Annotated in this window: 32 protein-coding genes and 1 pseudogene; 6 read left to right on the forward strand and 27 right to left on the reverse strand. The window is 53.4% G+C overall.

The genetic code is table 11. From position 1 onward, the window contains the following. Nucleotides 1-6 precede the first annotated feature (6 nt). Both C1N62_RS21935 and C1N62_RS21940 read right to left on the reverse strand, forming a co-directional pair. Nucleotides 7-1,506 carry a terminase gene (locus tag C1N62_RS21935; RefSeq protein ID WP_137765859.1) on the reverse strand — a complete coding sequence of 500 codons (1,500 nt, stop codon included), beginning with the start codon at nt 1,504-1,506 and terminating at the stop codon, nt 7-9. Further along, nucleotides 1,490-2,707 (reverse strand): hypothetical protein, encoded by a 1,218-nt coding sequence (locus C1N62_RS21940; protein WP_137765860.1) that lies wholly within the window; start codon nt 2,705-2,707, stop codon nt 1,490-1,492. Before C1N62_RS21940 ends, C1N62_RS21935 begins: the two co-directional genes overlap by 17 nt. 203 nt (nt 2,708-2,910) lie before the next feature. Here C1N62_RS21940 and parM point away from each other — a divergent pair, with 203 nt between their 5' ends. The 5 genes from parM to C1N62_RS21965 all read left to right on the forward strand — a co-directional run bounded on the left by parM (nt 2,911) and on the right by C1N62_RS21965 (nt 6,989). Beyond that, the gene (parM, locus tag C1N62_RS21945; protein WP_137765861.1) at nt 2,911-4,020 is read left to right on the forward strand and encodes a ParM/StbA family protein; all 1,110 of its coding nucleotides are present in this window, start codon (nt 2,911-2,913) and stop codon (nt 4,018-4,020) included. Nucleotide 4,021: 1 nt separating this feature from the next. Further along, nucleotides 4,022-4,564 carry a hypothetical protein gene (locus tag C1N62_RS21950; RefSeq protein WP_137765862.1) on the forward strand — a complete coding sequence of 181 codons (543 nt, stop codon included), beginning with the start codon at nt 4,022-4,024 and terminating at the stop codon, nt 4,562-4,564. A gap of 827 nt (nt 4,565-5,391) precedes the next feature. After that, on the forward strand, nt 5,392-5,955 hold the full coding sequence (locus C1N62_RS21955; RefSeq protein WP_137765863.1) for an RNase A-like domain-containing protein: 564 nt from the start codon (nt 5,392-5,394) through the stop codon (nt 5,953-5,955). Further along, the gene (locus tag C1N62_RS21960; protein WP_137765864.1) at nt 5,952-6,578 is read left to right on the forward strand and encodes a contact-dependent growth inhibition system immunity protein; all 627 of its coding nucleotides are present in this window, start codon (nt 5,952-5,954) and stop codon (nt 6,576-6,578) included. The genes C1N62_RS21955 and C1N62_RS21960 overlap by 4 nt, the downstream gene beginning before the upstream one ends. A 54-nt stretch (nt 6,579-6,632) precedes the next feature. Further along, nucleotides 6,633-6,989, forward strand: a complete 357-nt coding sequence (locus tag C1N62_RS21965; RefSeq protein ID WP_137765865.1) for a hypothetical protein — start codon at nt 6,633-6,635, stop codon at nt 6,987-6,989. Here C1N62_RS21965 and C1N62_RS21970 read toward each other — a convergent pair. The 3 genes from C1N62_RS21970 to C1N62_RS21980 all read right to left on the reverse strand — a co-directional run bounded on the left by C1N62_RS21970 (nt 6,983) and on the right by C1N62_RS21980 (nt 8,002). Then, nucleotides 6,983-7,396, reverse strand: coding sequence for a hypothetical protein (locus tag C1N62_RS21970; protein WP_137765866.1), 414 nt, complete (start codon nt 7,394-7,396; stop codon nt 6,983-6,985). The two genes, C1N62_RS21965 and C1N62_RS21970, sit on opposite strands and share 7 nt — an antisense overlap. Nucleotides 7,397-7,467: 71 nt before the next feature. After that, nucleotides 7,468-7,797 carry a type II toxin-antitoxin system RelE/ParE family toxin gene (locus C1N62_RS21975; RefSeq protein WP_137765867.1) on the reverse strand — a complete coding sequence of 110 codons (330 nt, stop codon included), beginning with the start codon at nt 7,795-7,797 and terminating at the stop codon, nt 7,468-7,470. Further along, complete coding sequence (locus tag C1N62_RS21980) at nt 7,766-8,002, reverse strand: ParD-like family protein (RefSeq protein WP_137765868.1); 237 nt, start codon at nt 8,000-8,002, stop codon at nt 7,766-7,768. Before C1N62_RS21980 ends, C1N62_RS21975 begins: the two co-directional genes overlap by 32 nt. Nucleotides 8,003-8,859: 857 nt before the next feature. Between C1N62_RS21980 and C1N62_RS21985 the strand changes: the two genes are divergently transcribed. Then, nucleotides 8,860-9,252, forward strand: coding sequence for a peptidase (locus C1N62_RS21985; RefSeq protein WP_137765869.1), 393 nt, complete (start codon nt 8,860-8,862; stop codon nt 9,250-9,252). Nucleotides 9,253-9,294: 42 nt separating this feature from the next. On the opposite strand, the gene C1N62_RS21990 is transcribed toward C1N62_RS21985, so the two are convergent. The 22 genes and pseudogenes from C1N62_RS21990 to C1N62_RS22095 form a co-directional block, all read right to left on the reverse strand. Continuing rightward, the gene (locus C1N62_RS21990; protein ID WP_137765870.1) at nt 9,295-9,465 is read right to left on the reverse strand and encodes a DUF2834 domain-containing protein; all 171 of its coding nucleotides are present in this window, start codon (nt 9,463-9,465) and stop codon (nt 9,295-9,297) included. Then, nucleotides 9,465-9,728, reverse strand: coding sequence for a hypothetical protein (locus C1N62_RS21995; RefSeq protein ID WP_137765871.1), 264 nt, complete (start codon nt 9,726-9,728; stop codon nt 9,465-9,467). The genes C1N62_RS21990 and C1N62_RS21995 overlap by 1 nt, the downstream gene beginning before the upstream one ends. A 181-nt stretch (nt 9,729-9,909) precedes the next feature. After that, a pseudogene (locus C1N62_RS23660) lies at nt 9,910-10,038 on the reverse strand (ead/Ea22-like family protein); the annotation flags it as partial. Between the two features lie 213 nt (nt 10,039-10,251). After that, nucleotides 10,252-10,929, reverse strand: coding sequence for a hypothetical protein (locus C1N62_RS22005; protein ID WP_137765872.1), 678 nt, complete (start codon nt 10,927-10,929; stop codon nt 10,252-10,254). Next, a complete protein-coding gene (locus tag C1N62_RS22010; RefSeq protein WP_137765873.1) occupies nt 10,922-11,218 on the reverse strand; it encodes a hypothetical protein in 297 nt (98 codons plus the stop codon). The genes C1N62_RS22005 and C1N62_RS22010 overlap by 8 nt, the downstream gene beginning before the upstream one ends. A gap of 15 nt (nt 11,219-11,233) precedes the next feature. Then, nucleotides 11,234-11,599 carry a hypothetical protein gene (locus C1N62_RS22015; RefSeq protein ID WP_137765874.1) on the reverse strand — a complete coding sequence of 122 codons (366 nt, stop codon included), beginning with the start codon at nt 11,597-11,599 and terminating at the stop codon, nt 11,234-11,236. Continuing rightward, the gene (locus C1N62_RS22020; RefSeq protein ID WP_240775855.1) at nt 11,596-11,943 is read right to left on the reverse strand and encodes a hypothetical protein; all 348 of its coding nucleotides are present in this window, start codon (nt 11,941-11,943) and stop codon (nt 11,596-11,598) included. Before C1N62_RS22020 ends, C1N62_RS22015 begins: the two co-directional genes overlap by 4 nt. 30 nt (nt 11,944-11,973) lie before the next feature. Next, complete coding sequence (locus C1N62_RS22025) at nt 11,974-12,174, reverse strand: hypothetical protein (RefSeq protein WP_137765875.1); 201 nt, start codon at nt 12,172-12,174, stop codon at nt 11,974-11,976. Continuing rightward, nucleotides 12,171-13,340: a hypothetical protein gene (locus C1N62_RS22030; RefSeq protein ID WP_137765876.1), complete on the reverse strand. Its 1,170-nt coding sequence runs from the start codon at nt 13,338-13,340 to the stop codon at nt 12,171-12,173. Before C1N62_RS22030 ends, C1N62_RS22025 begins: the two co-directional genes overlap by 4 nt. A gap of 232 nt (nt 13,341-13,572) precedes the next feature. Further along, the gene (locus tag C1N62_RS22035; protein ID WP_168195933.1) at nt 13,573-14,268 is read right to left on the reverse strand and encodes a GDSL-type esterase/lipase family protein; all 696 of its coding nucleotides are present in this window, start codon (nt 14,266-14,268) and stop codon (nt 13,573-13,575) included. Nucleotides 14,269-14,463: 195 nt separating this feature from the next. After that, nucleotides 14,464-15,303: an SPFH domain-containing protein gene (locus C1N62_RS22040; protein WP_137765878.1), complete on the reverse strand. Its 840-nt coding sequence runs from the start codon at nt 15,301-15,303 to the stop codon at nt 14,464-14,466. A gap of 270 nt (nt 15,304-15,573) precedes the next feature. Beyond that, nucleotides 15,574-16,299, reverse strand: coding sequence for a hypothetical protein (locus tag C1N62_RS23430; protein WP_240775856.1), 726 nt, complete (start codon nt 16,297-16,299; stop codon nt 15,574-15,576). Beyond that, nucleotides 16,296-16,673, reverse strand: coding sequence for a hypothetical protein (locus C1N62_RS22050; protein WP_137765879.1), 378 nt, complete (start codon nt 16,671-16,673; stop codon nt 16,296-16,298). The genes C1N62_RS23430 and C1N62_RS22050 overlap by 4 nt, the downstream gene beginning before the upstream one ends. 5 nt (nt 16,674-16,678) lie before the next feature. Further along, nucleotides 16,679-17,686, reverse strand: coding sequence for a hypothetical protein (locus C1N62_RS22055; protein ID WP_137765880.1), 1,008 nt, complete (start codon nt 17,684-17,686; stop codon nt 16,679-16,681). Between the two features lie 354 nt (nt 17,687-18,040). Further along, nucleotides 18,041-18,637: a cytidylyltransferase domain-containing protein gene (locus C1N62_RS22060; protein WP_137765881.1), complete on the reverse strand. Its 597-nt coding sequence runs from the start codon at nt 18,635-18,637 to the stop codon at nt 18,041-18,043. Nucleotides 18,638-18,640: 3 nt separating this feature from the next. After that, nucleotides 18,641-18,910, reverse strand: coding sequence for a hypothetical protein (locus tag C1N62_RS22065; protein WP_137765882.1), 270 nt, complete (start codon nt 18,908-18,910; stop codon nt 18,641-18,643). 2 nt (nt 18,911-18,912) lie between these two features. Beyond that, nucleotides 18,913-19,221, reverse strand: coding sequence for a hypothetical protein (locus C1N62_RS22070; RefSeq protein ID WP_137765883.1), 309 nt, complete (start codon nt 19,219-19,221; stop codon nt 18,913-18,915). A 22-nt stretch (nt 19,222-19,243) separates the two neighbouring features. Next, entirely contained in the window at nt 19,244-19,438 is a 195-nt protein-coding gene (locus tag C1N62_RS22075) for a hypothetical protein (protein ID WP_137765884.1), read from the reverse strand. 41 nt (nt 19,439-19,479) lie between these two features. Continuing rightward, nucleotides 19,480-20,649 carry a helix-hairpin-helix domain-containing protein gene (locus C1N62_RS22080; protein ID WP_137765885.1) on the reverse strand — a complete coding sequence of 390 codons (1,170 nt, stop codon included), beginning with the start codon at nt 20,647-20,649 and terminating at the stop codon, nt 19,480-19,482. Between the two features lie 461 nt (nt 20,650-21,110). Next, nucleotides 21,111-21,827, reverse strand: coding sequence for a hypothetical protein (locus C1N62_RS22085; RefSeq protein ID WP_137765902.1), 717 nt, complete (start codon nt 21,825-21,827; stop codon nt 21,111-21,113). Next, the gene (locus C1N62_RS22090) at nt 21,824-22,426 is read right to left on the reverse strand and encodes a hypothetical protein (RefSeq protein ID WP_137765886.1); all 603 of its coding nucleotides are present in this window, start codon (nt 22,424-22,426) and stop codon (nt 21,824-21,826) included. Before C1N62_RS22090 ends, C1N62_RS22085 begins: the two co-directional genes overlap by 4 nt. Nucleotides 22,427-22,577: 151 nt before the next feature. Then, entirely contained in the window at nt 22,578-22,934 is a 357-nt protein-coding gene (locus tag C1N62_RS22095) for a hypothetical protein (protein ID WP_137765887.1), read from the reverse strand. Between the last annotated feature and the right edge of the window lie 110 nt (nt 22,935-23,044).

Below are 23,044 nucleotides of genomic sequence, written 5' to 3' on the forward strand. Positions count from 1 at the left end.
GTGGCTTTAGCCATTAAGCCAATCCTCCGCTTCGCTTCTGCGACCCTCATCAGCCCGACTCAATACCTCACTGGCCGGCACATAGTCCGCTAACTGGGTAAAGCAGTAGACATCCCATCGGTCGGGCGACTTCAGGTTAAGCTTCAACCTCATTTGCTCCTTCTTCATGATCACCCATTGCCCTGCCTCATTGAGGAAGGCCGGGATCTTGCTGGCCTGGTCAGCTGTCTTGGCATCAGGGTCAAGTCTCATGCGCCCCTGGCGCACTGCGTTAGCCGCCAGTACGTTGGCATAGGCGCGCTGGTTGACATAGTGCCGCTTTAGCGCCTCATTGTGCATACGCTTACCCCAACGAATGCGCTGGGCAAACACCCCGTGCTTTTCCTCCAGCACGTCGGCCGTAGTAGCACCGATCCCGTCGCCATCGATGGCAATGGAGATATTGGGATACTTGTCATGGGTGCACTCGCTGAAGATGACATCAGCGAAACGTGACGGTGTAACGGTAGATTCCATCTCATAGACAATATGCGGCACCACCCGGCGATGTTTGCCATATCCAGACACCCGGAAAATACCCAACACGGACTTGTCTCGACCGTTCCCCACGTCACAGCAGGCCAGCCAGCCCCAGCCCTTGGCCAGCGGCACACGCCGGCGCATGGCGCGCTCACACACATCACGCCCCAGTAGATAGCCAGAAAGCGAGGTCGGAAACTCCCCGCGTACCTTGATCAGGTATTCAGGGCTTTCGCGGCCGCCATAATCCATCAGCTTCTCAGCAATGAACCGGAGGGTAACCAGGGGGCTTTCCTCAGAGTTGAGCTTAATGGCGGTGTAGATACCCTTGGGGTTCTCTGGGGTCTTGGCCAGGCGGTGATGAGAATCGTAAAACTCGCCGCTGGTTCGCGTGGGCTGGGAGATCAGCAGTAGGCGGTTATCCTCCTGGGTCAGTGCGCCTTTGATGAAGCCAAATGCCTTGTCAGAGACACCTGACGCCTCATCGATAATGTAGAGCATGTGATCAGCGTGCTCACCGGCCAGCGCCTCCTCATTGCCCAGACGGAAGCCCTTGGGCACCACTTCCCAGCTGCCCTTTGAGCCGTTCGCAAAGAACTGCATATCAGTTAGCGTGAAGTATTGCGCCAGCCACGGGAAGTTTTTGAGTGCAACTTTCCAGTTTTGCTTAAGGTACTTAAAAATACCCGTCTTGACCTGCTGTAGCTTGTTTGCTATCAGGATAACGCGGGCTTCAGGGAAGAAAATCATGTAGCAGAGGATCATGATAGAGGTCATGTCGGACTTACCCGTACCGTGTCCTGACGACACTGAGGTACGGCTACCGTGCTCCTGCACGGCCTCTATAATCATCTCCTGCTGCCAAGTTGGGGTTTTCCCAAATATCACTTCGGCGGCGGTGATCCAGTCATACCGATACATCACGACCAACCGTTGCCAGCGCGGGTCATCCAAGACCGGCGATCGCAACTTAGTGCTGGTGGCCATCTATTTCATCATCTCCAAAAAGCAGTTGGTTAATGTCGTCGTCTGGTTCTTCATCGTCAGCAAAGCCAACCGACAGGTTTAAATCGTTAAGGCTCCCATCCGCTGCCACGTCACCGTGGCCACCCTCATCGACCAGCTGGTTAACGGCCTCCCGCTTACCGGCCAAGTCTTCATCCAGGGCGGCCAGGCGCGCAGCGCGCATCTCCCGGGCTTGCTTGTCCAGCTCCATCAAATCGATGGGCACAGCTTGAATGTCATTGGTGGCGGACTGCTTGATCTCATGGCGCGCCAGCTCCAGCAGCAGGGAGGGCACCTTGTCGCCGTGTGACTCAATCATGATTGCGGTATCGAGGGCGCTGCGGCCGTGTGCCTGACGCTCCTGGTAGGCTTGCTGGATGCGCTCCGGCTCCTGGAGCTTGCGTAGGTGTTTTTCCTGCTCTCGCTGCTCCCGGGCGTAGCTCTGGCGTATGCCGGCCATGGTGCGGGCAGCGTCATTGATTGCGCCGGCGGCAGCGGTTACCACGGAAAGGGCTTTAACTAAAGGGGGCTGGCCACCTTCATCGCCTTCTGGTGCCGGCTGTGAATCTAGGAACTCCAGCAGCTCTATGCTGATGCGCTCTATCTTGAAGAGATTGACGAGGCTTTTTTCAATCACGATAGCCTCAAGGGCATCAACGCCGGCAGCGGCCAGCAGCTCCTGTGCTCGGGCTACATCCTCCTCCGCTGGCGCGGTGCCCATCAGTAACTGACCGCCCTTCTTAGTCTGGTCTGACACACGCCCGGACTTTGTGCGGCCGGCAACGGCCGTGATCACTTCGCCAACAAGCACAGCAGCAGGTGTCGGCACATCACTGAGGGCGCTGCCCCCGGTGCCGTTTTTAATCTGTGCGCTTAGCTCCCTGATTTTGCTGGTTTTCTCTGAAGCGGTGATCACACTGCGTTGATCACTGGCGTGATCATCTTTATTGGCGTGATCATTTGATCGTGGGGAAGACTTTGATCGCTGGGATGATCGCGGAACTGATCGCGCGGGGCTGGCCTGTGGCTTTTCTTTGGCAACGACGCTATCACCGGCACCCAGGTAACGGCGGGCAGTGTTGGGGTTTAGTCCATACAATTCAGCATATTGCTTAATGCTGATGTCCTGCTTTGCCCGCATCTGGGCGAAGCGCTCTCTATGCTCTCCCCAATCTGTCTTCACTGCGATCACCTTCAAAGTTGCCAATTTGATCGCAGTCTACTGATCGTTACATCTCATCCATCATCATCAGCGCCACCAATTTGGTTACCAAAATTATGACAAAAGGATACCAAAAGTTGATTTTACGTCCCGTTTCTGTATTATTGGCACCGCGTTAAGCAATCTATCAATCAATAAATCAGTAACTTAAGGAAAGCACGAATATGACAGCGAACAATCAAACCCCAGTCTTTGTGGCTATGGATGGCGGCTCAGGCAACATCTCTATGCGCTTCACTAACGACAGGGGCGAGGTGATCAACATCATCACCCCATCTCTGGTGCGTAGAGGCCGCCTGCAACACGGCATGAATGAGTCAACCTCAACGTGGAAGACACAATCTGGTGAGCTGTTCTCTGTGACCGATGACGGCACAAGCATGGAATTGGTGAACACCTGCGATCCTGAATACCAGCTCAGCGATGCAAACCGCGTCCTGGTGCTCAACGCAGTGGCACAGGCAGGATTGGGCGGTCGCCCAGTGGTGATCGGTGACACCCTGCCGGCCGTGCAGTATTACGGTGGCAATGGCATTGACACCGCACGTATTGAGGCCAAGCGCCGGAACCTCATGCAGCCCATCACCAACTATTCTGGTGAGTTGAAAGCGCCAATCGTTAAAAAAGTGCTGGTATTCCCCGAGGCGGTGACGGCTTACGTGTCCGCCAGCACCCTGCCAGATGGCTCAGAGCACCCTGAGTTTGAAGGCGTGAAGCGCAGCATCATCATTGACCTTGGCCGCTTCACGTGTGATATCGCCATTGTGAATGAGCACCTGAAAGTGCTTAGCTGCAAAACCACAGAGCACGGCATCCACGTGATGATTGACCGCCTTCACCTGCTGCTCCAGGAACACGCAGAGGAAATTGGCCTCACCAACGCGCATGAGATCCAAAAATCCGCCTTGGATGAAATCATCCGTCAAGGTTACATCGGCTCCCGCGCTGAATCCCGCAAGCACCTGCGCCGTGACATCACCAAATATGTAGAGCAGGCTGCCATGGAGCTGGCCACGCAGATCCGGGAAGATATCCGCTCTGTGCTGCATAACATGCTATCTATCGATATGTTGCTGTTCGTTGGGGGCGGGGCTAACTGGCTGGGTGGCAAGCTCAGCTATTTGCCGAACCTGGCGGAAGCATGGCACGACTTCGTTTTCGTGCCTGACCACCCTGAATTAGCCGTGACAGATGGCGTTCACATCCTCATGGAGCAGCGCAAGCCGCAGATCTTGCAAGAGCTGGCCATGACTGAATTAACCCCGGAGGCCTAATATGGCTGGCGACAACTCAAAAAGAGATAGCTTAAACTTTCGCATTACCGCTCAAACCCGGCAGTCGCCGGCGGCTGCTCGCTTCATTGATGAATTTCGTGAGAGCAGTGAGTACACCATCAAGCGCAGCAAGATAAACGCTGCCTTGCAGGCAGGCCAAATGCTAATGGAATGTGGGTTGTTGCCGGTCTTGAACTTCTTGGACACGCCGCAGTTTGCGCGAATGAGCGAACGTGAGCGCCAGCAAGTCTTTCTGGTGCGGTTGCAGCAGTATTTGGGGGATAACCCCCAGATTATGCAAGCGGAGGCTTCTGAGGTCGTACAGAAGGCTCTGGAGCCGGTGACCGCCCAGGCCACCAGCCCTGAACCAGTAAAAGCAGAAGAGCCGGCGCACGTGAGTGAACCAGCTCAAAGTAAGCAGGAGGCACCCGCAGCGCCACCAGCTGAAGCAGAAAAGGAAAGCACAGAGCCATCAGGGGGAAAGGCCAAGCCAGAAAACGCCCGTCTCAGTCGCTTTAGCGATGCCCTGAATGGCGGCTTCTAACGTCTAACACATGCGGCGTCTAACCGCCGCACCCATCAGCTTATGGGCGAGATGCCACATCCGACTCTCTGCCCTTTCCTTATCTTCCTCAGTCATCAGCATCTTTTCCCGTCTTACCGGGTCAATCCGCTCTGGATTCCTGCACCGCTTGAAAAATGCATCGTCTAATCGGGTCAGGTGGAAGGTGCGCGGCCTAACTGAATCATCGACCCGGCAGTCTGAGTTGTGCGACTTGGCGATCGAACTCATGCGCAAGTAGATCTCACTCACCGATGAATCATACTGCGGGTAACGCGCCTTCAACCCCTTCGCCACCTCTTTGGCTGTAGCCGGCCGGCCAAGCTCAATCAGGTACTGCGATATCTCCCAAGACGTAAATCTTGAGTGTTTGGCTGCCAATAGACCCCCAATGGGTATACGGGTTTCATTGCTGTTTGTGTGTTGCCGGGATGAGAGTTATGGGAGGGGCATTGCGAAGATTAAGGCGCGAGGATGCGCCTTATCGCTACTTCCTTTTCCCCTGCATGGTGCGGGGCATAAAGCTACTTGGCATGTACTCACCAGATGACGGTAGAGACAGGGTAAGCACAGAACAAGGAGCCTCTCATTGCCTCTGTGCTTGGCACAGGAGCGGGCGGTGGTGACTATATGAAAAGCCACGCAAATAATCAAATTGAGGGCGCTGGTCGCTGGTGGTGGCTTTGCTGGCCATCAGCATTCCAACCACCAGCCAAACCCCGACACAACTCTGATTTTTGTCGCCCAAAATGGGAATGCGGGAGTGTCAGGCGTAGTATTAGCGTTTTCTTTGCATCTGAGGGATGTTGATGGCAGACACTATACTGAGGGACTTGTGGAGAGATCCTCTTCCTGCTGATATCGAGGCTGGGATAACCGCTGAAAAGCTGGTGCTGATGATTCGAGACATCATGCGCACAGACCTGAATGAGCATGAGAAAGGCACCAGACAGCAGGGCGGGCACACATTAAGGGATCATGTCGGTAAGACAAGGCCTGAGATGATACAGCGCCTACTCGATGCCGAACGGTTATATGAAACGTCTACCTTTTATCATGGGCAAGAATTTGCTGAGACTGTAGTCGCCAAGGCTATCTTGAGTGATCTGCATAGGGTCTATAATTGGTACTATAAGATAGACAACCCCCCAGGCGGGGTTATAGCGCGCGCTGGTGGAAAAAAAGATTTTATCCTCATAAAGGTTGAAAGTAACTTCCCTGTGGGCACACAGGTTAAGTTGCTCAACGATGGTACTTTTGAGGAGGCGATTTGCTCACATGTTTTTGTGAAAATCATTCGCGGAAACATTGCCGGACGCAATAAGTATATTGTGACCAGTTTCCCATGCATTCCTAGGCCGGAGGCATCATGACCACAGCCACCATTGAACGATACCCACATCTTGATGAGCTTATGATGGGATTCATCAATCAGGATGCCGAGTCTATGGCCGGCTCCGACAAATATGCAGACATGCTGAAATGCTATTTTGACGTTATGGATCGAGATCTTCTGCCCGAGCTGCTGAAAGAGATAGAAGCTTACCAAGCAGAGCATTCTGACAATCTGGTTGAGGATTTTGCCAGAGACTTTCCTTATGGTTACCGTGTAAGTGAAGCAGAAGAGTTTTTCAGCCTATTAAAGGGTGGCATTGTCACCCAGATTGATAACAAAGAAAAATATCAGGAAGAAGCTGCTGCATGGCACAGGGCATTTTGGACTGTTTCTAAAGACGGTGATCCATCTGAGGAAACTGAGGCGACCGTAAAGCCTGACCCGGCAAAAATACAACAATGGCTGCAAAGTGTGGCAAATTTGTATTCAGTCAATTCGCCAGAATTTGTCGCAGCTCAGGCTGAAGCATTAAGGCTGTTGGGCATTACTGTTGCTGAGCCAGCTTCTCAGACGACGCCCACTCAGGAGGATAAGTCGAGTGCGAGTCACGCCGCGTCCTCATCAGCCAAGCCAAGGAAACCCCTTACAGTTATGCGTTAAATCCTCGCCCGCTGGCAGCCGCCGGCGGGCTTTACTTTGGCCGGAGCCACCAGCTTGATCACCCTATCCTCTTCCTATACGCCCTCCACCATTACCAAGCAGTTTGATGTCATCGCGTCGCTGATCGTGCGCGGCAGTGAGTATCTGGCCATCTTTGACAGTCGCAAGCCCCTGGCAGCAGCCGTACAGTCGCATATCTCCCCAGCTGATGGGGAAATGCGGTATCGGGTGGTAGCGATGCTGGAGCTGGCACACCGGGACGATGCTCGGAAAGCCTATGCGGTAGTGCGGTACTGGGAGGAGGCGTCATATCTGCCGGCTGGCGTCATAACCGGCGATACTGGGGAGCTGGCCACAGGGCTGTATCAGATCCTGGCACGCCGGCGCGGCCTGACGTTCGTCAGTTACTGAGCTGCGCTTTTCGCGTAATCCTCCAGAAGCTCCGCAACGTGACTATCCACCAGCACCTGATCGCCTGGCACATAACGAGGCCAGTCCGGTGCATATGCCGGGCGCACGATGACTGGCGCGCACCCAAACTGATCGGCAGTAATGTCCACAACATAATGCTCCCCACCGCTGGACACTTCACACCAGTAGTGGCCATATCGGCCATGCGGCAGGAACAAGCCGCCATCCTCTAGCCCGTCACCACCTCGGATAACCGCCGCATAGCCGGCCAGTGCCGCCGCGCGCTGCACCAGTGTGCAAGCCATCAGGCATAAGCCGGTAGTGACAGCAATACCCGACATAGAAAGCGCTTCTTCGATTAGGGTGCGGCAGTGGGTGGCAACCTGTAATAATTGACACTCAGTCATTTTCCCTTTCCCAATATGAAAAACCCGGCATCGAGCCGGGTGTGTGCTGTATATCTTTGACGCATGGCAGGTTAGCTCACCAGCTTCAAATCCTGCTTGCGGTGCTTCTTATGGTCATCATAGAAATTCTCATGAGTTCCAATAGACAGCAAATACAGCTCAAGCTTTCCTTCTAACCAAGAATAGCCCAAAAGATACAGCTCTTTTTCGAGAGAGAATTTGTGAACACGCAAAAATTTGAGATCCCCTTTTTTCTGTTCGCCAATCAAGGGATCGGCAATAACGCGTTCAATTTCATCTTCTACAATACGCAGTTGCTTGCCGCTCAGTTTAGACAATGCTTTTTCAAAGCGACGAGTTTCGTAAACATCAACCTTGTTTACGCTCTGTTCTCCGGACATATTTCTTGACCCTTCCATTCTCAACTTCACTTTTAGCTAGTAAGGCTTCGAGAATGAAGGAATACGGCAGATCAGGGTTGTCTTCGGCAATCCTACCTATTTTAGCCCAATGCTCAATCTGCTTTGGTACGCTGCGGCTTGAAACCTCAGCATACACTTTCACATCATCCACAAAGTCCTCATCAAGACGGACACTAATAGCCATGGGGTCTACCTCTTCTACTCGGATGTGTTCAAAGGATAGTCCCTTTTATCATCATTTATACGCTTTCCTTGCGTGACTTGATTATGCGACAACATGTGTATTAATGCAATCTTTTGTCGCTTTTATGGAGGTTATCGTGCCCTCTGCCTTAGTGCTGTAGTGTTAGAAACATGTTAAAAAGCTGCGGTTAGGCAGCTTTAGTTTGCTTTACAAAATCACTTACAACTGTTGTAAAGATACAGCTATTTCTAGGCCGACACGGATAAATTCCATTAAACCCAAAATAAACATAAATATATTTGTATTGTCCATAAAAACCTTTTTAAAAAAGGTACGCTATAACAAACAGTTATTGGCTTTATAGCGCACATGTGAATAGATTATTGGCAGTTTGCAGCTGCCCATGCTTGGCGTTTTTTAACAAAAAGTGCTAATTATTCATTTTGCCCTCCTAAATTCCTTGCAAGGTAGAATCCAAAGACTTACCGTTAATGAACAGTTATTGGCTTTATAGCCTACAGCTTGTAGCAGTTTGCAGCTGCTCAGCAAATGAAAACCTGGACTTCTGTCCGGGTTTTTTTTTGCCTTAAGTAAATATCTTTCCATGGATTTGATGAATGTGCAACCACCTGTCAATAATTTAGCACTTTTTGCCTAACCCACCTAGGTCAACCTGTGCTATTTGCCTTCAATCTCCTGTCTTACTCAGCGTCAGGCTCAATTAAGAAAGCCTGAGCTTAACCACATTTAATTTTATGAAAATAAAGGGTTTTAACTCGCTGCGGCTTCACTCTTGACGTACTTGCCAGCCCACACTACTGTATGAATATACATATAAATTAATGCAGGTGATTTTTATGGGCTTCCCTTCCCCAGCGCAAGACTACGCGCGCCCCCGGCTTAGCCTGGATGCTATTGCTCGGGTCTCTATCCCTGCCACCTACTTCATGCGGGCGGCAGACTATTTACCATCAGTAGGTATTCTCAAAGGCTCAGTATTGGTGATCGACCGCAGTTTAGACCCCAAACACGGATCGCTCCTGATTGCCTGGCTGGGCGGTGAATTTAAGGTTGTGCGTTACGTGAGTGTGCCGGAGCCGGCATTACAGCGGTTAACAAAAGAGCATGATGTAATTAAATTGAGCGATTATGCGGTGTCTGGCGGTGATGACTCGCCTATCTGGGGGGTGATTGCGTATGTGCTGTCTGACGTGTCGGGGCGCGTGTTTAATCAAGCACCAGGCATTTAGCTTATGCAGGTGAAGCAAGGCCGCTGATGGGCGGCCTCTGAGTTAAATGGCGTGAAGATGCTGGTAAAGGGCGAACTCACAAATGACAGAGGTGGCCACCAGCGCCAGGATGCGTAACCAAGCCTTTTTCCAGCCGTGAGTACGATACTCAAGCATTGCCCATACAATCAGGACACTGACAGTCACAGTGATGCAGAGCGTATAAATCGACATCAATGTACCCTCTTCATCACAAAGACTGGAATATCAGGATCTACCTGAAGGCCGCGGAAAAGCGTCGCAGAATGCGCAGGAGCATCATCACAGGGCTTAATTTGTATAACTGAGACCGGATTGGCGACATCTAACCAAAAACGCTCTAAGAGCGCTTCCACGAATCTATACAAATAGGGGTGTAAATCCATCGATCCATCTGGCTGCTGCGTTGGCTTGAGGCCGTGAGCGAGGAGCATGGCCTTAATGTCTTGCTTATTCATCTTGTCCTTCAAAATGGGTAAAAACAGGCAGAGGCTGGCCATCGTAGTCAGGAGAGATCTTAAGCATGTCTTGGTATTTTTTTGGGAATGGTGGACTTTCCCACGCCACGCCAAGCGCGCGCGCCATGTCGATGGTCGGAGCGATAGGCAACGCCTGCCAGCCCGGTGCCAGGTCAGCGCCTGGATCCAGGTCGGGCGTGGTAACGCCCAGGAGCATAGCCAGCGCGCGGTAGTTTTGCTCTGAGTGGTAACGCCCTTTGCAGCGTACCAGTTTCACTGCGGCTTCTTTGATGGCCACCAGCTCCTGCATAGCGGTAACCTGGCCGCGCAGTTCTAGCAGCTCCTTAGCCATGGAAACCGCTAGATCATGGTTAGGGGTGATGACGGCGCCGTTTACTGGTTCGCGGATGAAGGCTTCCAACTCGCGATCTGTGGCTTTTTCGTTAATCAATTATCTGTACTCATTAATCTACTGTGTAGTTGGGGCGGTATGCCGCCCGCTTAGAATTCAACATACCTATTGTCAGCCGTAATGAATCACGCCCCCCACCACTTCGCTACCAGCGGCTTGGATTGTGAGAGCGGCCAGCTCATGTGGCGGCACCGCTGCTAAGGGTGAAACGGTATAGACAATGCGGCAATGCTCTTCACATCCAGGATGCTTTTTCGATGCATCCCACTCAGCCTCGGTAACATCACACCAAATGTCAGGGGCGGGACTGGTTTGATAGATAAGCTCTTGCGTCCGCAGCCGCTCAAGGTCTGCCGCCATAGCATCGCGCTGTGCAGTGGCCAGTAGTACATGCTGACCACGGAATTCTGCTTTGGCTTCAGCAGCCTCTACCCGGTCGATAAGCTCTAAAATAGTGACGCTGATGACTGCAAGTGACGCATTATCGAAAGCGCCCAGCGCAACCTGTGCCTTCAGCTTGCGTAAATCAGAAAGCTGTAGAGGGCTGAAGATGCTTTCAGCAGGCGCGCGGTTTTCTTCACCTTGCTGCCCTAGCCCCGAGTCTGATAGCAGACAATGAACGAAAGATCGTGCTTCACGCTGGGCAATGCCTCGCTCTGAGATGGCCTTCGTAGCAGCCTCTGCTGGGATGTCAGCGTCTTGCAAGTGCATCTGGTAGCGACCAAGAATGTCATCCGGTATATGCCCCTCCAGCAGCTCAGGAAGGAAGCGCACCTGCTCATCACTCATCTTTTTCTCCTTCGAACCAGTCCCAATCATCTTCACGCTGGTAGGCCTGAAGGGGGTTTGCCTCTTTGCGGGCTGTCTTTTCGTAATCATCCAGCTCGAACGGTGTCAGCTTGCAGGTGTCCGCCACGGCCACACCGATTTGTGCCAGTGACATCGCGGCGGTGTGGATGTCCAGGAGCCGGCGAGCCTCATCTGCTGATGGACTTAAGCGGTCGTCGCGGCGCATTGCCTCACGAATGTCGATCGCTTCCCCTCGGAGGCGCACGGCGTGTTGTACTGGTGCTGTCATTGTCTGTTCCATTGCTTAAACGCCAAGCCTGTAATGGCTGGATTGTGCGAAAAGCATGGCATCCAGCAGCGGGGTATTCGGTTTCGGGCGGCCGGAATCGGCCAAGGTGATATCCCGGCGGCCAGCCTGGACAAACTTCTTCAACGTGGTGGCCTCATCAAGCAGGCTTTCGCGCTGCTGGCGCTGGTAATCCAGCTCCTGATTGGCCGTTGCCAGCTGGTGCTTGAGCTGCTGCACCCCGTCCACCAGCTCCTGGCAGTCGCCGGCAGTCAGGCTTAACAGAGGTGTGCCAATTGTGGCCTGGCGCTGCCATTCAGCAGGGGCATTGATGAACATCTCCAGGCTGTGGAGCAGCTCATCAAGGCGGGTTTCAAAGCTCATTTGTTTTCCTTCGAGGGTAACGTGGTGTCTACCAGGGGGATAGCATCCTTTAGCGCTTCCAGATCTAACACGCGCTCGGCCATCGCCAAGCGCATAGGGATGTTCATGCGGTCATTGGCCAGGAGGAACGCCGCCGCGCCGGCACAGTGCTTTTCCACTCCCTGCTTTCTTGTGATTTGCTCAGTAGTTTTGTGACAGCGGAAATTAGAGAAGTCATCATCCAGCATGTCGCGCTTAATGCTGTCCAGCCGGCCGGGTGCCAGCTCATAGCCGCCGTCTTTGAGGAACGGGCATTCAGGGCATGGCTTTTTCAGTGCAAAGAACCGTTTGAAATCCATAATCATCGATCTCGCTCAATGGGTAGCCAAGCGCGGTTATCGCGTTTGCGCATACAGCTCGTTGCCTAAGAAGCGGACTTTTCTGATCTGCTCTTCAAAGCCATAGCTCTTTAGCAGCTCATGCGCCGCGCGCTCCAGCTCCGCTTTGAAGGCAAGATACCCACCTTCCGGCAGTTGCTCCATTAAGGCCTCTATAGGCGTAAGCTGCGGGAGATTAGAGGGTTTTTCTTGGATCATAGCGATGCCTCGTTATCACCCTCACTGGATATGGGCTGAAGTGTGAAAAACTCCTGTGGGCGCAACACCGGCGCAGGATCTTTCATCACCTCAATAGTCTTGCTGTGCAGCTGCTCCAGCTGCGCGATAACGCTATCGATATGCTCCTGGGTCAGGTCATCCGATACCTTGGCCATCGGCACTAGCTTGCGGTGAAAGTAGGCTTTGACGTCCATTACCCAGATATCTAACCGCTCCTCTAAATGCTTGGCATAGGCCACCTTCTCCGCCAGCTTGCCACCACGTGAAAAATGCCTTTTGATCTCCTCCAGCATGGCAAGCGCGCGCTCAATGACCACCAGCTTCATGCGAGACGTATCCCCCACGTTGCGGGCAGATAGGTAAGCATCCATGCAGCCATACCGGGAAATCATGAAGTGAGCGAAGTCCTTAGACATCCCCTCTTTTGGCGGCGCGCCAGCAGCACAGCTCAGGACATTCCGCCAAAGAGCTTTGGACAGGTTCAAGCACTCCTCCCGACTCACTTTACGGCCGTTGGGGCACAAGTAGATCTGTTGCGGGAAATGCTCATCGTCATCGGTGGCGTCAACGAAATAGTTAGCCGCTTCGCCCATCTCCTGAGCTTCGCGCACACTAAGGCTAACGTAGCGTATCAGGCCGCTCATTTTAGGGCGGAAGCGGTTTAGGCGCTTTTCCATGTAAATGCGCTCTTCATCAGTCACACATTGGGAAGGGTGCGTCGCCTCAATAAGCAGCTTCATCTTGTAGCACATCTTCGCCAATGCATTGGCTTGGGCAGGTGTTACTAGGGCGTTGCGAGACAAGGCAGTAGCCACCTGAATCTGCTCCCTGGCCACCTCGCAGACTGGTATGCCTCGGATGCATAGCCCCTCCTCCCTCTTATCTTCCCTTGCCTGCTGAGTGCCAAAGTTCGCGTGAACGGCTATCAGTGCTTTACGGAATGCAGGCAGGGTATTGCGTGGCAGTCTGAAGATAATCGGCAGATAGCCAGCCTCAGTCACTGCCTGGCGCTCAAAGGTAGGGTAATCAGCACTCAGAAGACTTTCAGCAAACACGACTACATCAGGACGGCCAACAATAACCACATTGATGCACCCTTTCTGATAGTCCGGACTGCCTTTAGGAATGAAGTGACATTTAATCATGAGAAAAGTCTCAAATCCTTGTTTTGGTGTGTTGAGACTATATCGGGTATGCGGCCTGGTATCAATGTGTTTTAGGATTGCCGCACACGTTGATTTAAAGAGATTTTGTTGACTTTTCTATAGCTGGATTCGCTATGCTTCACATACAGTGGCGCATCAAGGCAGCGGTATTAATCACGCCTAGTTTGTATGGAGTGAAGAGTGCGCCCCCGGCATGACGGGGGCTGATATATCAGAACAGGTTAGCGATCTCGGTGCGCCAGGCCTTATAGCCTTTGTAGTTGACGTGGGTATCATCTACCGAATATTCGGGGTTTAGCAGGCCATCAATGGTCATTGCCGGGTTGATATCCACATAGTGATATTGCTTTTCAGCACAGAGTGCCACCAGTCGGCGGTTTACGTCGTTGATAACGCTGTTTTTCTGCGCCAGAGTTTTGCCAGACAGCAACGTAGATTCAACCACCACTTCCATACCTGCCGCTTTAAGCTTATCCGCGATCAGAATGATATTGTTGGCGATCCCCTCAGCGCTCACGCCACGGTCAATATCGTTGGTGCCCAGCATGATGAAGGCCTTTTTCGCCCCAGTGGAGGTGATATCTTCGATGCGCTCGAGTACGCCCGCCGTGTCATCGCCGGCAATACCTCTATTGACGATTTTATAATCCGGGAAGATATCATCCCATCGGGCATTTTCTGTCAGGCTATCCCCGACCATCACATAGTCGCCTTTACCTTGGAAAGCGCTATACATGGCTCGTTTGAACAGATAGACAGGGTTCCGCTCAGCTTGTACTTGTTCTTTCGTGAAATACGTGTGCTTCAGTTCGTAAATGTAGTTATAGGGGAAGACTGCATATTTCCCCAACGCAAAGCTGTAGCCCATTGCGGCTAGCAACCCCACCCCTATTGCGACCTGCTTCATCCTTAATTGCATATAAATCCCCAAAGTAGTATCAGAAAGTTCAGAAAAAAACGTGCACATACTACCCCAGCTGGGACAGGAAGAAAAATGCTTATCGGGGGTTTTGAGAGGTGGGTTTAGTTTCAGTGGCAGTGCTGGTGGCGTGGCGCCACCAGCACACATAGGTAGCCGGCCTTTAGAGTAAGCCGGCGGCTATTATTTCAGGCTCAGGAACGGCGTCGCCGCGCCACTTGTGAGGGTTTGTGGGAGGGTGCCATTCCACTTGTTGATCGCCTCCAGTTGCAGCACTTCTGGGTTTTTGCGCAGCGCATCACCACGCAAGGCGATTGCGTCAGCCTCAGCTTTGGCGCGCAGCGTGGTAGCCTCAGCCTCTCCCCGCGCCTGCTCAATAGCTTTCTGGGCTTCAGCCTTGGACTGGGCGATCTCATTTTCACGCAACAACGCGCGCTGGGTGGCTTCGATTTTGGCGTTAATCGACTCTTTGACCTTTTGCGGATAGTCCAGGTCGCTAAGCCAGGACAGCTTAACGACGCGGATACCCATTGGGTCTAACTTGGCCTTCAGATCCTTAGTGACCTCCTCCAGCAGCTCAGTTTTGCCACCAGCTGCCAGGGAGTTGATATCCATCTTGCCGGAGTGGTTGATCAGCGCATCGCTGATGTTCTGGCGAATGTTGATCTCGGTGATCTCATCAACACCCTTACGGTACTTTTGGAATATTTTGGTCACCTGCGTTGGGTCAACAAAATACTCCACCCCTACTTTTGCCTTCACGTCCATTGAGTCAGAGGTTTGGAAAGTAAAGGGTTCGCGGTAGTTATGCAGCTGGTTGAAGGTCGGGAACTGGTAAATATCTTCGTTCCAGGTCAGCCAGTATTTACCAACACCCACTTCCTGTTGTTGGACGCCCTTTTCAGTACCGTATAGGTCAACCTTCACGCCCACATAGCCCGCTGGCACGGTAGCGCGCTCGCAGCCAGTCAGGAGCGCCGCTGCACCGATGATGCAGGCGATCGCAAAATGTTTCAATTTCATGCTTTTTCCTTCTTCATAAATTTCTTGGTGGTAAATGCCCAGTACACACCCACCGGATAGACCAGTGCCAGCACCCCGCCAAATAGGCATAGCAGAGTTGAGCGACTAGACATCATGGTTGGGAGGGCTAGGCCATATGTGCAAAGGGTGGCCAGTACAGCGGCCAGGAGTTTGAAATAAGCTCGGATCACATAGTGCTCTCATGGAAGCCCGGGAGGGCTGGGGGAATCGTACCGGCATGGCCTCTATCAAAGACCATGCCGGTACGGCTTAGGCGGTCAGGTTCTTCAAGCGATCCGTGGCCTGCTCCATCTCGGCCATGGCATCAATCAGCTCATCAGCGGCGTTACGCAGCTTATGGGCAGCGCGCAGCAAATCGGTTTTGATGGGACCCAGCCGTTTTTGGAACATGTCCTTTTCCTGGGTTTCACGCTCCTGCATTTCTGCCTGGCGCAGCATCTCTTCTGCCTGACGGCGCAGCTCGGCCGGGGTATGTTTAAGAGCCTTCAGGACTGGCTCAGTAGGGAGAGAGGTTTTGCTTTCTTGGATCGGCATTTCTTTGATGGTTTCCTTTTCCACAATTGGCATGGCGGGTTCAGGGGCTGCACCCCACTTCAGATTAGCGGCGATATCTTTCAGATCGCCCGGCACATAATGAGGGGCTTGGGTTGGTTGGCGTTCTTCTGGCGGCGTGAGGGTGTGACCCATAGGTGCCATGGGTTCGCCGTGCCGGCTATGCCGGAGGTAAATGGCGCTGCCCGGACGGCCGACCGGATAAATGGTGTAGACGTGGATGCGCTCACGGACGTGCACAAATTGAACCAAAAATTCCAGCTCTTTGCTGGTCATGGTTTGCAGTACGCTAACCTTACGCTGCACCATGGCCAGGCTTACCCCATCTACCTGACGATCGACATACGACTTCAGCTCAGAGAGGTGACGTTGGAGCTTAGGCGGCAGCTTCGGCACGTTTTTGGGCGTGTTGTTCAGGTTCATATTTTCTCCGCGTTGATGCGGTGACGGAAAGCGGCAGCGGCAACCATGCCCAGGCACATATTGATCCCTGGCAGATAAACGTCTGCCACTCCCTCGCTCACCAACTTTTCCAATTCGCCCCGGAACAGATCCATTCCGGTGGCTTCTCTCTCGCTGATGGCTTTGGCAGTGACCGGCGCGTGATTGCACTCCTTCACTGCCAAAACCAGCGCTTCCCGGTTGGCTGGCGACCAATCGTTGTTAGCCACTAGCTTCATGGCCACCTCAAAAACGCGAACGAGGCTCGCGTTTTCAGCTGTGAGGTGGGCAACATTGAAGGTGAGCGCATCAATATGCTCACTCACCACTTTTAACGTAGGGTTTAGGCTGGCCATATAGCTTAAGCACCACCCTCGCCACGCGCCTGCAAGATCGCCCCGCCCTTGCTGCGCGAGATGCGCTTGAGGGTGGCATCTGTGGGTTTGTTGCTGTAGTAGATGTAATTGAAACTACTGATACGACGATCGTAGAAGCGGATGCGATACCGCTCTTCCCCCTCAAAGTAAGGGCGCGGCGTCATTCGCTCAGAGCAGAAGGCGTTGTCCTCAGATTTTTCACGGAAGGTGCAATACTCATCGGTGATCCGATGGGAGGTATAACGGCCATCAGATTCCATGATGTGCACCTTGCAACGGTTATCGCTGCGGGCGAACAACGCATAATGCTCATCGAATTGCTCCTGGGTTGGGCGTTCGCGGAAGTGAACTGCGTAGCTTAAATCGCGCCGTGCGTCGTCGAACGGTACGACCGTGATCCGCCAGCGGTATTCCGGCATCCAGTCAAAATTTTTGCTTTTGATGACTGGCGGCACAGTGCGCAGCAGCGCCATTGGGGAAGGCGGATCAGATAATTCCTCCACATTCGGCATCCGCTCCAAATCTGGCTCTTCTGCTGGTTTCGGTTCAGCTTTAGGATCAACTTCAGGCGCTGGCGCTACTTCCGGTGCAACCTCTAACACCTCTACCGCACCCGCTTTAGCGACATCTGCGATCGCAGTCTCTTTAGCCCCCTCTACAGGCATAACCGGTGCGGAGGTAGGTGCTGTAGCAATGGATTTTGGAGCTGCTGGAGCAGTGCCGGGGATTGCGGGTGCTTCGGGTGCCAGTTCGGCCTTTTCAGAGGTGGCCTCTGGGGCGGAGGAGGAGATTTTCTGTGCTTCTTGCTTCGGGGCTGGAGCCTGCGGTGCGTTAATCCCCATGACCATGTTCAATACAGAAAGAAAGTGATAGGCCTCACTCACCTCAAGATTTTTACCGGCCATCACATTGAATGCAGTGACGGCTCGGGTCATTACGTCTTCAGATGGGGATGGGAAACCGTCACCAGCTGGATTGAGCATATTTGTCATATAGTTACCAGAATTGATAAGCGCGTTTAGCGGCCGGAAATGTACAGGATGCAATTTTGAAACTCAATACTAAAACGTTGGTCACTCATGCCGATTTAGTGTGCGATTAGTTCAATATACTTAACTAAATCTAATGCTTCTTTCGAGGAAGCATAAAAAAACCGCCGGGTGGCGGTCTTTACATCGTGGCGAGTAACAGTGATTCAGGTACTTCTAACATCCTTGCAAGCGTCTCATTGTCCTTAGAATCATGCATCGTCAAGTGTCCCAGGTGGGATAGCTCCGTCACGCGAATAGTGCCACCATTCCACAACACCCGCAATTGCTCTAAGCCCTCAAAATACTCCTGGGGACTCATGCCCCATGTGCTGTACTCCCGCAAAGTTTGGGGGCGGCAGGCGAAAACCTGCACCTGGCGAAGCCTGTAGCGGCCGGCGACCGGGGCATGTTTGGCTGATGCCCTGCCATGCAAGGAATGCTGCTACGGGAGAAATAGAGTGCACGACCATATTTATCAGTCACCGTCTTCACAATGCCAGGATCTGCGGCCTGGGCATCAGACACGTGCTGCACCGCAACGGTTGCCATGTCTGCCGCGCGCTTGTCGAAGTCACCCACCAGCTGCTTGATGTGGCAGCCCGGAAATAGCGGCTCATTGGCCGGCAAGCTCACGGTGATGACGCTGGCCATGATCACCTTAGCGTCTACCAGCTGCGTCACGGCGGCGGCGACACGCTCAAGGTCATTCACGCAACCATTCACCATTACTGCCATGGCACCGTGCTGTGGCACGTGGCGCGCAATGTCCAGGCACTCAGTGGCCACTATCACCATTGATGCACCTGACTCATGCGCCCGCTGAATGGTATGGGACAGAATCGATCTTCCGCCTACCTCAGCCAGGGGGTCAAACAGGCCTGCGGCAGAACATGGTTCCGCGGGGACGACCACAAATTAGGCGGAGGTGCTTTCTGGGAACTCGATAGCGAAAGCTTCCTGGGTAAGGCGATCGGCGCGGCGAACGGCGCTGCCAAGAGCCTCAATGGCATTCTTGGCCACCACCCACAGAGAACCGTAAAGCTCTTGGGTGCCACACGATTTATGGGCGAACACCAGACGGTATTCCCCGGCCTCAACGCGCATTGAGACGTTGTGCCCCAGGCGCTTTACCCACCAGAAAATTTGCTCGATGGTGTAGCCCTTATGGATCTTCTCGAAAGCCATGATTATTCGCTCTCCGACTCGTAAAGAGCCTGATGGGCTTCATGCTCAATGGAGCTTTCGACAAGGCCATACGTCAGCGCAGAGAGCGTATCGCGCACCTTGCTGATATGTGCCTCTTGCTCAACGTCCGGGGAAATATCCAGGAATGCCGCGTTCAGGACGCCGGCCAGGGTGCCGGTATAGGTGAAGGTTTCACCCTGCTCATTGGTGATAGTCAACTGGGCGCTACCATCGGCCGCCTTAGTCAGCTGCGGGGTAGTCTCCTGGAAGAGCCAGAAGAGCTTTGCATCTAATGTCAGTTGTTGGTTCATAGGGTTCCTTTAAGGTGAGGAGTTAATCAGCGCGCTCAAGGGCAAGCAGACGGAGATGAGCTTTACCGCGCGGGTAGGTGCGGTACACGGTCTTATTGATGACCTGAAGATAACTCTCAAGGCTTACAAACCTTTGGCTTTCATAGGGTTTGATGGTATGGGTTAATTGATTAGCCCAGCGCAATTTAAGCTCTGGGAGTTTGGTTGCTTTAGACATGTGGCCTCATAAAAAAGCCGGCAGGGCGCCGGCCGGGGTGGTTATTTCTCAAAACGGGTTTCCACTGCGCCATGTTCGCGCTCCCATGCATCAACCAGGGCGTAGCAGCGCTCATGCAGCTCCAGGGCGGTTTTCTTGCCCAAACCCTTGATGCTTTCCAGCTCGTCCACGTCATGCATCACCACGTCACATAGCGTGTTGTAGCCGTCTGCTTTCAGCGCGGTCAGGATGGCCGGGCGCAGCCCTTCTACGCTATCCAGCTCGACTGACTTCGCCCAGTCCAGGCGCGCCACCAGCAGCGGGTTCACCTCGCTCAGTTCCTCACGGTAGATGGTAAACAGCTCCTCATAGAGGTCATCTGGCCAGATGTCACGCAGCAACGGGATGATGTAATAATGCGGGCGACCCCACTCATTGACCTTCACATCACAGCTGATACCAATGGTGGTCTTGATGGTCAGTGAGAACGTCAGGTTATTGACATAGCGCGGGCGCTCCGCGTAATTCCGTTCAACTCGCATCCCGGTAAACTCACGGCGCAAGAAGAAATGCACCGGCGATCCGTCTTTGGACTTGGTTTCGTAGCGGTAAGCCTCATACAGGCCGTTGGCGCGCTCAATATGGCGCGCCAGCTCGTCATTGCGGGAACGGCACTGTTCGAGCTGGGACATGGCCAAGGTCACATCTGATTTCATGGCAGTTTCACGGATCCGGGACTCGTTCAACTTCTGGCTCAGGGTTTTGACCGTAGCCCGCAGCTCGCGCGCCTCGGTCTGGTACTGCACCTTTTTGGCCTTCAGCTTTTCTGGCTGCAATTGCTCCAGCTCACGCAGACGTGCAGATAACCGTTTTTCCCGCTCGACATAGGTGGCCACCATGTTCTCTTTGGTTTGCACCTGGTTTTTCATCTGGGTGGCCTCGGCCTTCAGGCTTTCAACCATCATCTCCAGCTGGAAAACAGCACTGGCCACGCTGTCGGCAAGCTCTTCATCAAAGCCCTCACAGCGCGCCTGGAATTCGGCTATTTGTTCCTTGGCCTGGTTGAGCTGGTGCTGTAGAAGGCCGGCAATCGTCCTTTTACTCTCCAGCTCGTCCAATACAGCATCTTGTTGGTCTTGCTCTGCCTCAGCGATCTTAGCCAGCTCCGCAGTCAGCAAGCGGATCCCCTCGATGCTCAGCTCAATATAGCGGGAGCTTTCATCATCCTTCACGCGGTAAAGCGCGTAGTTGAGGTTGCCCAGCAGGTTACTAAAGCCATGGTTAATGGCCTCGATAAGCGGGGGTGTTCTGCTGGTGGAGTGGCTGGCAAGGGCTGTACGGACATCGGAACCTCTAGAATGTGTGGCTGGCCGTGTGTAGGGACATGCGACCCAGTGGGTTAACCGAGAGCACTGGCGCGGCAGGGAAACCCTCTTGGTTAAGCAATGTGCCCAGGCGCAAGGGGGTCATCAGGTTATCGGGGTAATGCACCACCACTGATCTGACGCCGCTGTCGGTCATGAAACTTACCGACCAAAAGTAATGGCGGCGTTGGAAAAATCTCAGAATCTTGGACATTTGCACCATCTTACGAATAGTTAAACATCCTAAACATTTAGCGGCCGTAATATGAAGTATTTAGGATGGGATGTAAAGTTGTGCCCGTTACCCGAATCAGTGACCTTTTTCTGTATTAACAGGTCACTGATTCGAACACCGGATCGGTAGCATCGTGGGTCAGGTATGCGGGCAACCAGGGTTCGCCGCTTTCATGCGGACGCGGGTTGCCGTGGAACACCACCACGCGCGCGCCGGCCGGCAAGGTGCCATCACCGCGTGAATAGCGCTCGGTTGCCCAGCGGTTCTCTCCGACCTTCACGATGTCTGCCTTGTAGCTGACGAACCAGCCCGGATAGAGGTCTTGCCAGTGCAGGCAATCCCCGATCACGCCCCGGATAAAGCCCTGGTCGCCCCACTTCGCCGTTACGGTGCACTCAGCAATATGGCGCTGCGGCTCCTTCCAGAAGGCATTCCAGATCTGCGCCTTAGCGCTGTTCGGGATGAACATCACCGAACTCATAAGGTATTGCGGGTGGTAAAAGTCAGTGAGCATCACCATCTGGTCACCGGTGGTCTTCAGCAGCTTCTTGATGTCACCGGTGATCACCGTGTCCAGGTCAAAATAAAGCAGGTCATCCGTAATGTCCGGGCGGAACAAGTCGATCTTCGCCCACCAGCCACGCATCCCCTGGTAGGGGGTGGTCAGTGGGATGCAGGTCACGCGATCCATGACAAATGGCGCATCCGTCAGACAGATGACCTCCGCGCCCTTAGGCAGCTGTGCCACCAGCGTTTTGACGTCATTCGGGGTGTAGTCGCCGCCGGCGCGGTACACCAGGGCAATTTTCAGGGGTTTTTTAGCCATTCTCTTAAGCTCATTTGAAGGATTGAATTAAGTTTCCCGCAGGAAACCACGTTGATCTGCCCTAGCGCTGACTTGAACAGCAAGGGCAAATGGGAAAGGTTGTTGGGGCGGCCGCCTACCTTGTAACGCGCTTCCTGGGTCGCATCCACGCCCACCAGCGCCACATTTTTAAAGCCCAGGTGATAAGCCAGCCCCAGTGCGCCCCAGGCAGAGTTGCCGTTATTGATCCGGGTAGGGTCTTCAGACAGACCGGGCTTTGCCGACCAGCGCCATAGCCACCACTCTGGGGAGCCTTTTACCGGCGGCTCTGCGGCACGGTAAGAGACGCGCTCATATTCATAAACGCCCTCCTGAGTGATGCCGCCAGAAAAATAGCGCACGTTGCTGCGGCGCGTGGCCAGCCGGCGCATGTTGTCAGGGGATGGATCCAGCGTGAAGAAATAGGATGCCCGGGCAATCCAGTCAATGGCACCATTGACGGCGATCACTGGCACATCACGCGGTGGCAAAAAGCCACGCGCTGAAGGTCCAGACGCCACGATGATTACCCGATCACCTTCTCCAGGCTTTTTAGTGGGAAACATGTCAGTTCAGTTCTCCGGGAGCAGTTAACAATGTCGATGTGCCGCAGCTCTTCACGGACATCGGCAAAATGCTGTTGCCACTTGGCAACGCTGTCGTCTGTCGGGTTTCGCAATCCGCCGGTATGCAAGCCGTGGTAGTGCACACCCTCTTTCAAAGAGCAGTCATAGCCCAGAAGGAAGATGCGCGTTGCCCGAGGCTTGCCGCAAACTGGATGGCCATAGAGCCGGAGTTGAATTGAATGTGGGAGTCGCCAAAGCGCTGGTATTCGATGCCCAGGCGATTGCTTGCTTTGCGTGATGCGGTACACCGGCGGATCCCCGCAGGCACATCATTGCCATAGTGTTGCCACCAGGCATCATCACCAGCAAACAAGGCATATGGCTGTCGGAACATGCCATATGCGTTATTTACTGCCACAACGGGATACCCCGCCCTTTCAACCTTTTCACAGTCTGCTTTTGTCAGTGACGGCGCGGGTGCCACACAAAATACAGAGTCAAAAATCATTCATTTCTCAGGGGAAAACAGGACGCCGGCGCGTCCTGGAGATCCACAAAATTAAATCACAATTGGACTTACAAGACACTGCAAGCCCGCCGGTTTGACGGAAGTTTTAC

Origin of the sequence: Nissabacter sp. SGAir0207 (assembly GCF_005491205.1) — a bacterium.
In the GTDB taxonomy this organism is placed as follows: domain Bacteria; phylum Pseudomonadota; class Gammaproteobacteria; order Enterobacterales; family Enterobacteriaceae; genus Chimaeribacter.

Coding starts and splice junctions, on each gene's coding strand:
- C1N62_RS21935 (WP_137765859.1), bottom strand. CDS start 1,506: ATGGCCACCAGCACTAAGTTGCGATCGCCGGTCTTGGATGACCCGCGC.
- parM (WP_137765861.1), top strand. CDS start 2,911: ATGACAGCGAACAATCAAACCCCAGTCTTTGTGGCTATGGATGGCGGC.
- C1N62_RS21950 (WP_137765862.1), top strand. CDS start 4,022: ATGGCTGGCGACAACTCAAAAAGAGATAGCTTAAACTTTCGCATTACC.
- C1N62_RS21955 (WP_137765863.1), top strand. CDS start 5,392: ATGGCAGACACTATACTGAGGGACTTGTGGAGAGATCCTCTTCCTGCT.
- C1N62_RS21960 (WP_137765864.1), top strand. CDS start 5,952: ATGACCACAGCCACCATTGAACGATACCCACATCTTGATGAGCTTATG.
- C1N62_RS21970 (WP_137765866.1), bottom strand. CDS start 7,396: ATGACTGAGTGTCAATTATTACAGGTTGCCACCCACTGCCGCACCCTA.
- C1N62_RS21975 (WP_137765867.1), bottom strand. CDS start 7,797: ATGTCCGGAGAACAGAGCGTAAACAAGGTTGATGTTTACGAAACTCGT.
- C1N62_RS21980 (WP_137765868.1), bottom strand. CDS start 8,002: ATGGCTATTAGTGTCCGTCTTGATGAGGACTTTGTGGATGATGTGAAA.
- C1N62_RS21985 (WP_137765869.1), top strand. CDS start 8,860: ATGGGCTTCCCTTCCCCAGCGCAAGACTACGCGCGCCCCCGGCTTAGC.
- C1N62_RS21990 (WP_137765870.1), bottom strand. CDS start 9,465: ATGTCGATTTATACGCTCTGCATCACTGTGACTGTCAGTGTCCTGATT.
- C1N62_RS21995 (WP_137765871.1), bottom strand. CDS start 9,728: ATGAATAAGCAAGACATTAAGGCCATGCTCCTCGCTCACGGCCTCAAG.
- C1N62_RS22005 (WP_137765872.1), bottom strand. CDS start 10,929: ATGAGTGATGAGCAGGTGCGCTTCCTTCCTGAGCTGCTGGAGGGGCAT.
- C1N62_RS22010 (WP_137765873.1), bottom strand. CDS start 11,218: ATGACAGCACCAGTACAACACGCCGTGCGCCTCCGAGGGGAAGCGATC.
- C1N62_RS22015 (WP_137765874.1), bottom strand. CDS start 11,599: ATGAGCTTTGAAACCCGCCTTGATGAGCTGCTCCACAGCCTGGAGATG.
- C1N62_RS22020 (WP_240775855.1), bottom strand. CDS start 11,943: ATGATTATGGATTTCAAACGGTTCTTTGCACTGAAAAAGCCATGCCCT.
- C1N62_RS22025 (WP_137765875.1), bottom strand. CDS start 12,174: ATGATCCAAGAAAAACCCTCTAATCTCCCGCAGCTTACGCCTATAGAG.
- C1N62_RS22030 (WP_137765876.1), bottom strand. CDS start 13,340: ATGATTAAATGTCACTTCATTCCTAAAGGCAGTCCGGACTATCAGAAA.
- C1N62_RS22035 (WP_168195933.1), bottom strand. CDS start 14,268: ATGAAGCAGGTCGCAATAGGGGTGGGGTTGCTAGCCGCAATGGGCTAC.
- C1N62_RS22040 (WP_137765878.1), bottom strand. CDS start 15,303: ATGAAATTGAAACATTTTGCGATCGCCTGCATCATCGGTGCAGCGGCG.
- C1N62_RS23430 (WP_240775856.1), bottom strand. CDS start 16,299: ATGAACCTGAACAACACGCCCAAAAACGTGCCGAAGCTGCCGCCTAAG.
- C1N62_RS22050 (WP_137765879.1), bottom strand. CDS start 16,673: ATGGCCAGCCTAAACCCTACGTTAAAAGTGGTGAGTGAGCATATTGAT.
- C1N62_RS22055 (WP_137765880.1), bottom strand. CDS start 17,686: ATGACAAATATGCTCAATCCAGCTGGTGACGGTTTCCCATCCCCATCT.
- C1N62_RS22065 (WP_137765882.1), bottom strand. CDS start 18,910: ATGGCTTTCGAGAAGATCCATAAGGGCTACACCATCGAGCAAATTTTC.
- C1N62_RS22070 (WP_137765883.1), bottom strand. CDS start 19,221: ATGAACCAACAACTGACATTAGATGCAAAGCTCTTCTGGCTCTTCCAG.
- C1N62_RS22075 (WP_137765884.1), bottom strand. CDS start 19,438: ATGTCTAAAGCAACCAAACTCCCAGAGCTTAAATTGCGCTGGGCTAAT.
- C1N62_RS22090 (WP_137765886.1), bottom strand. CDS start 22,426: ATGTTTCCCACTAAAAAGCCTGGAGAAGGTGATCGGGTAATCATCGTG.
- C1N62_RS22095 (WP_137765887.1), bottom strand. CDS start 22,934: ATGATTTTTGACTCTGTATTTTGTGTGGCACCCGCGCCGTCACTGACA.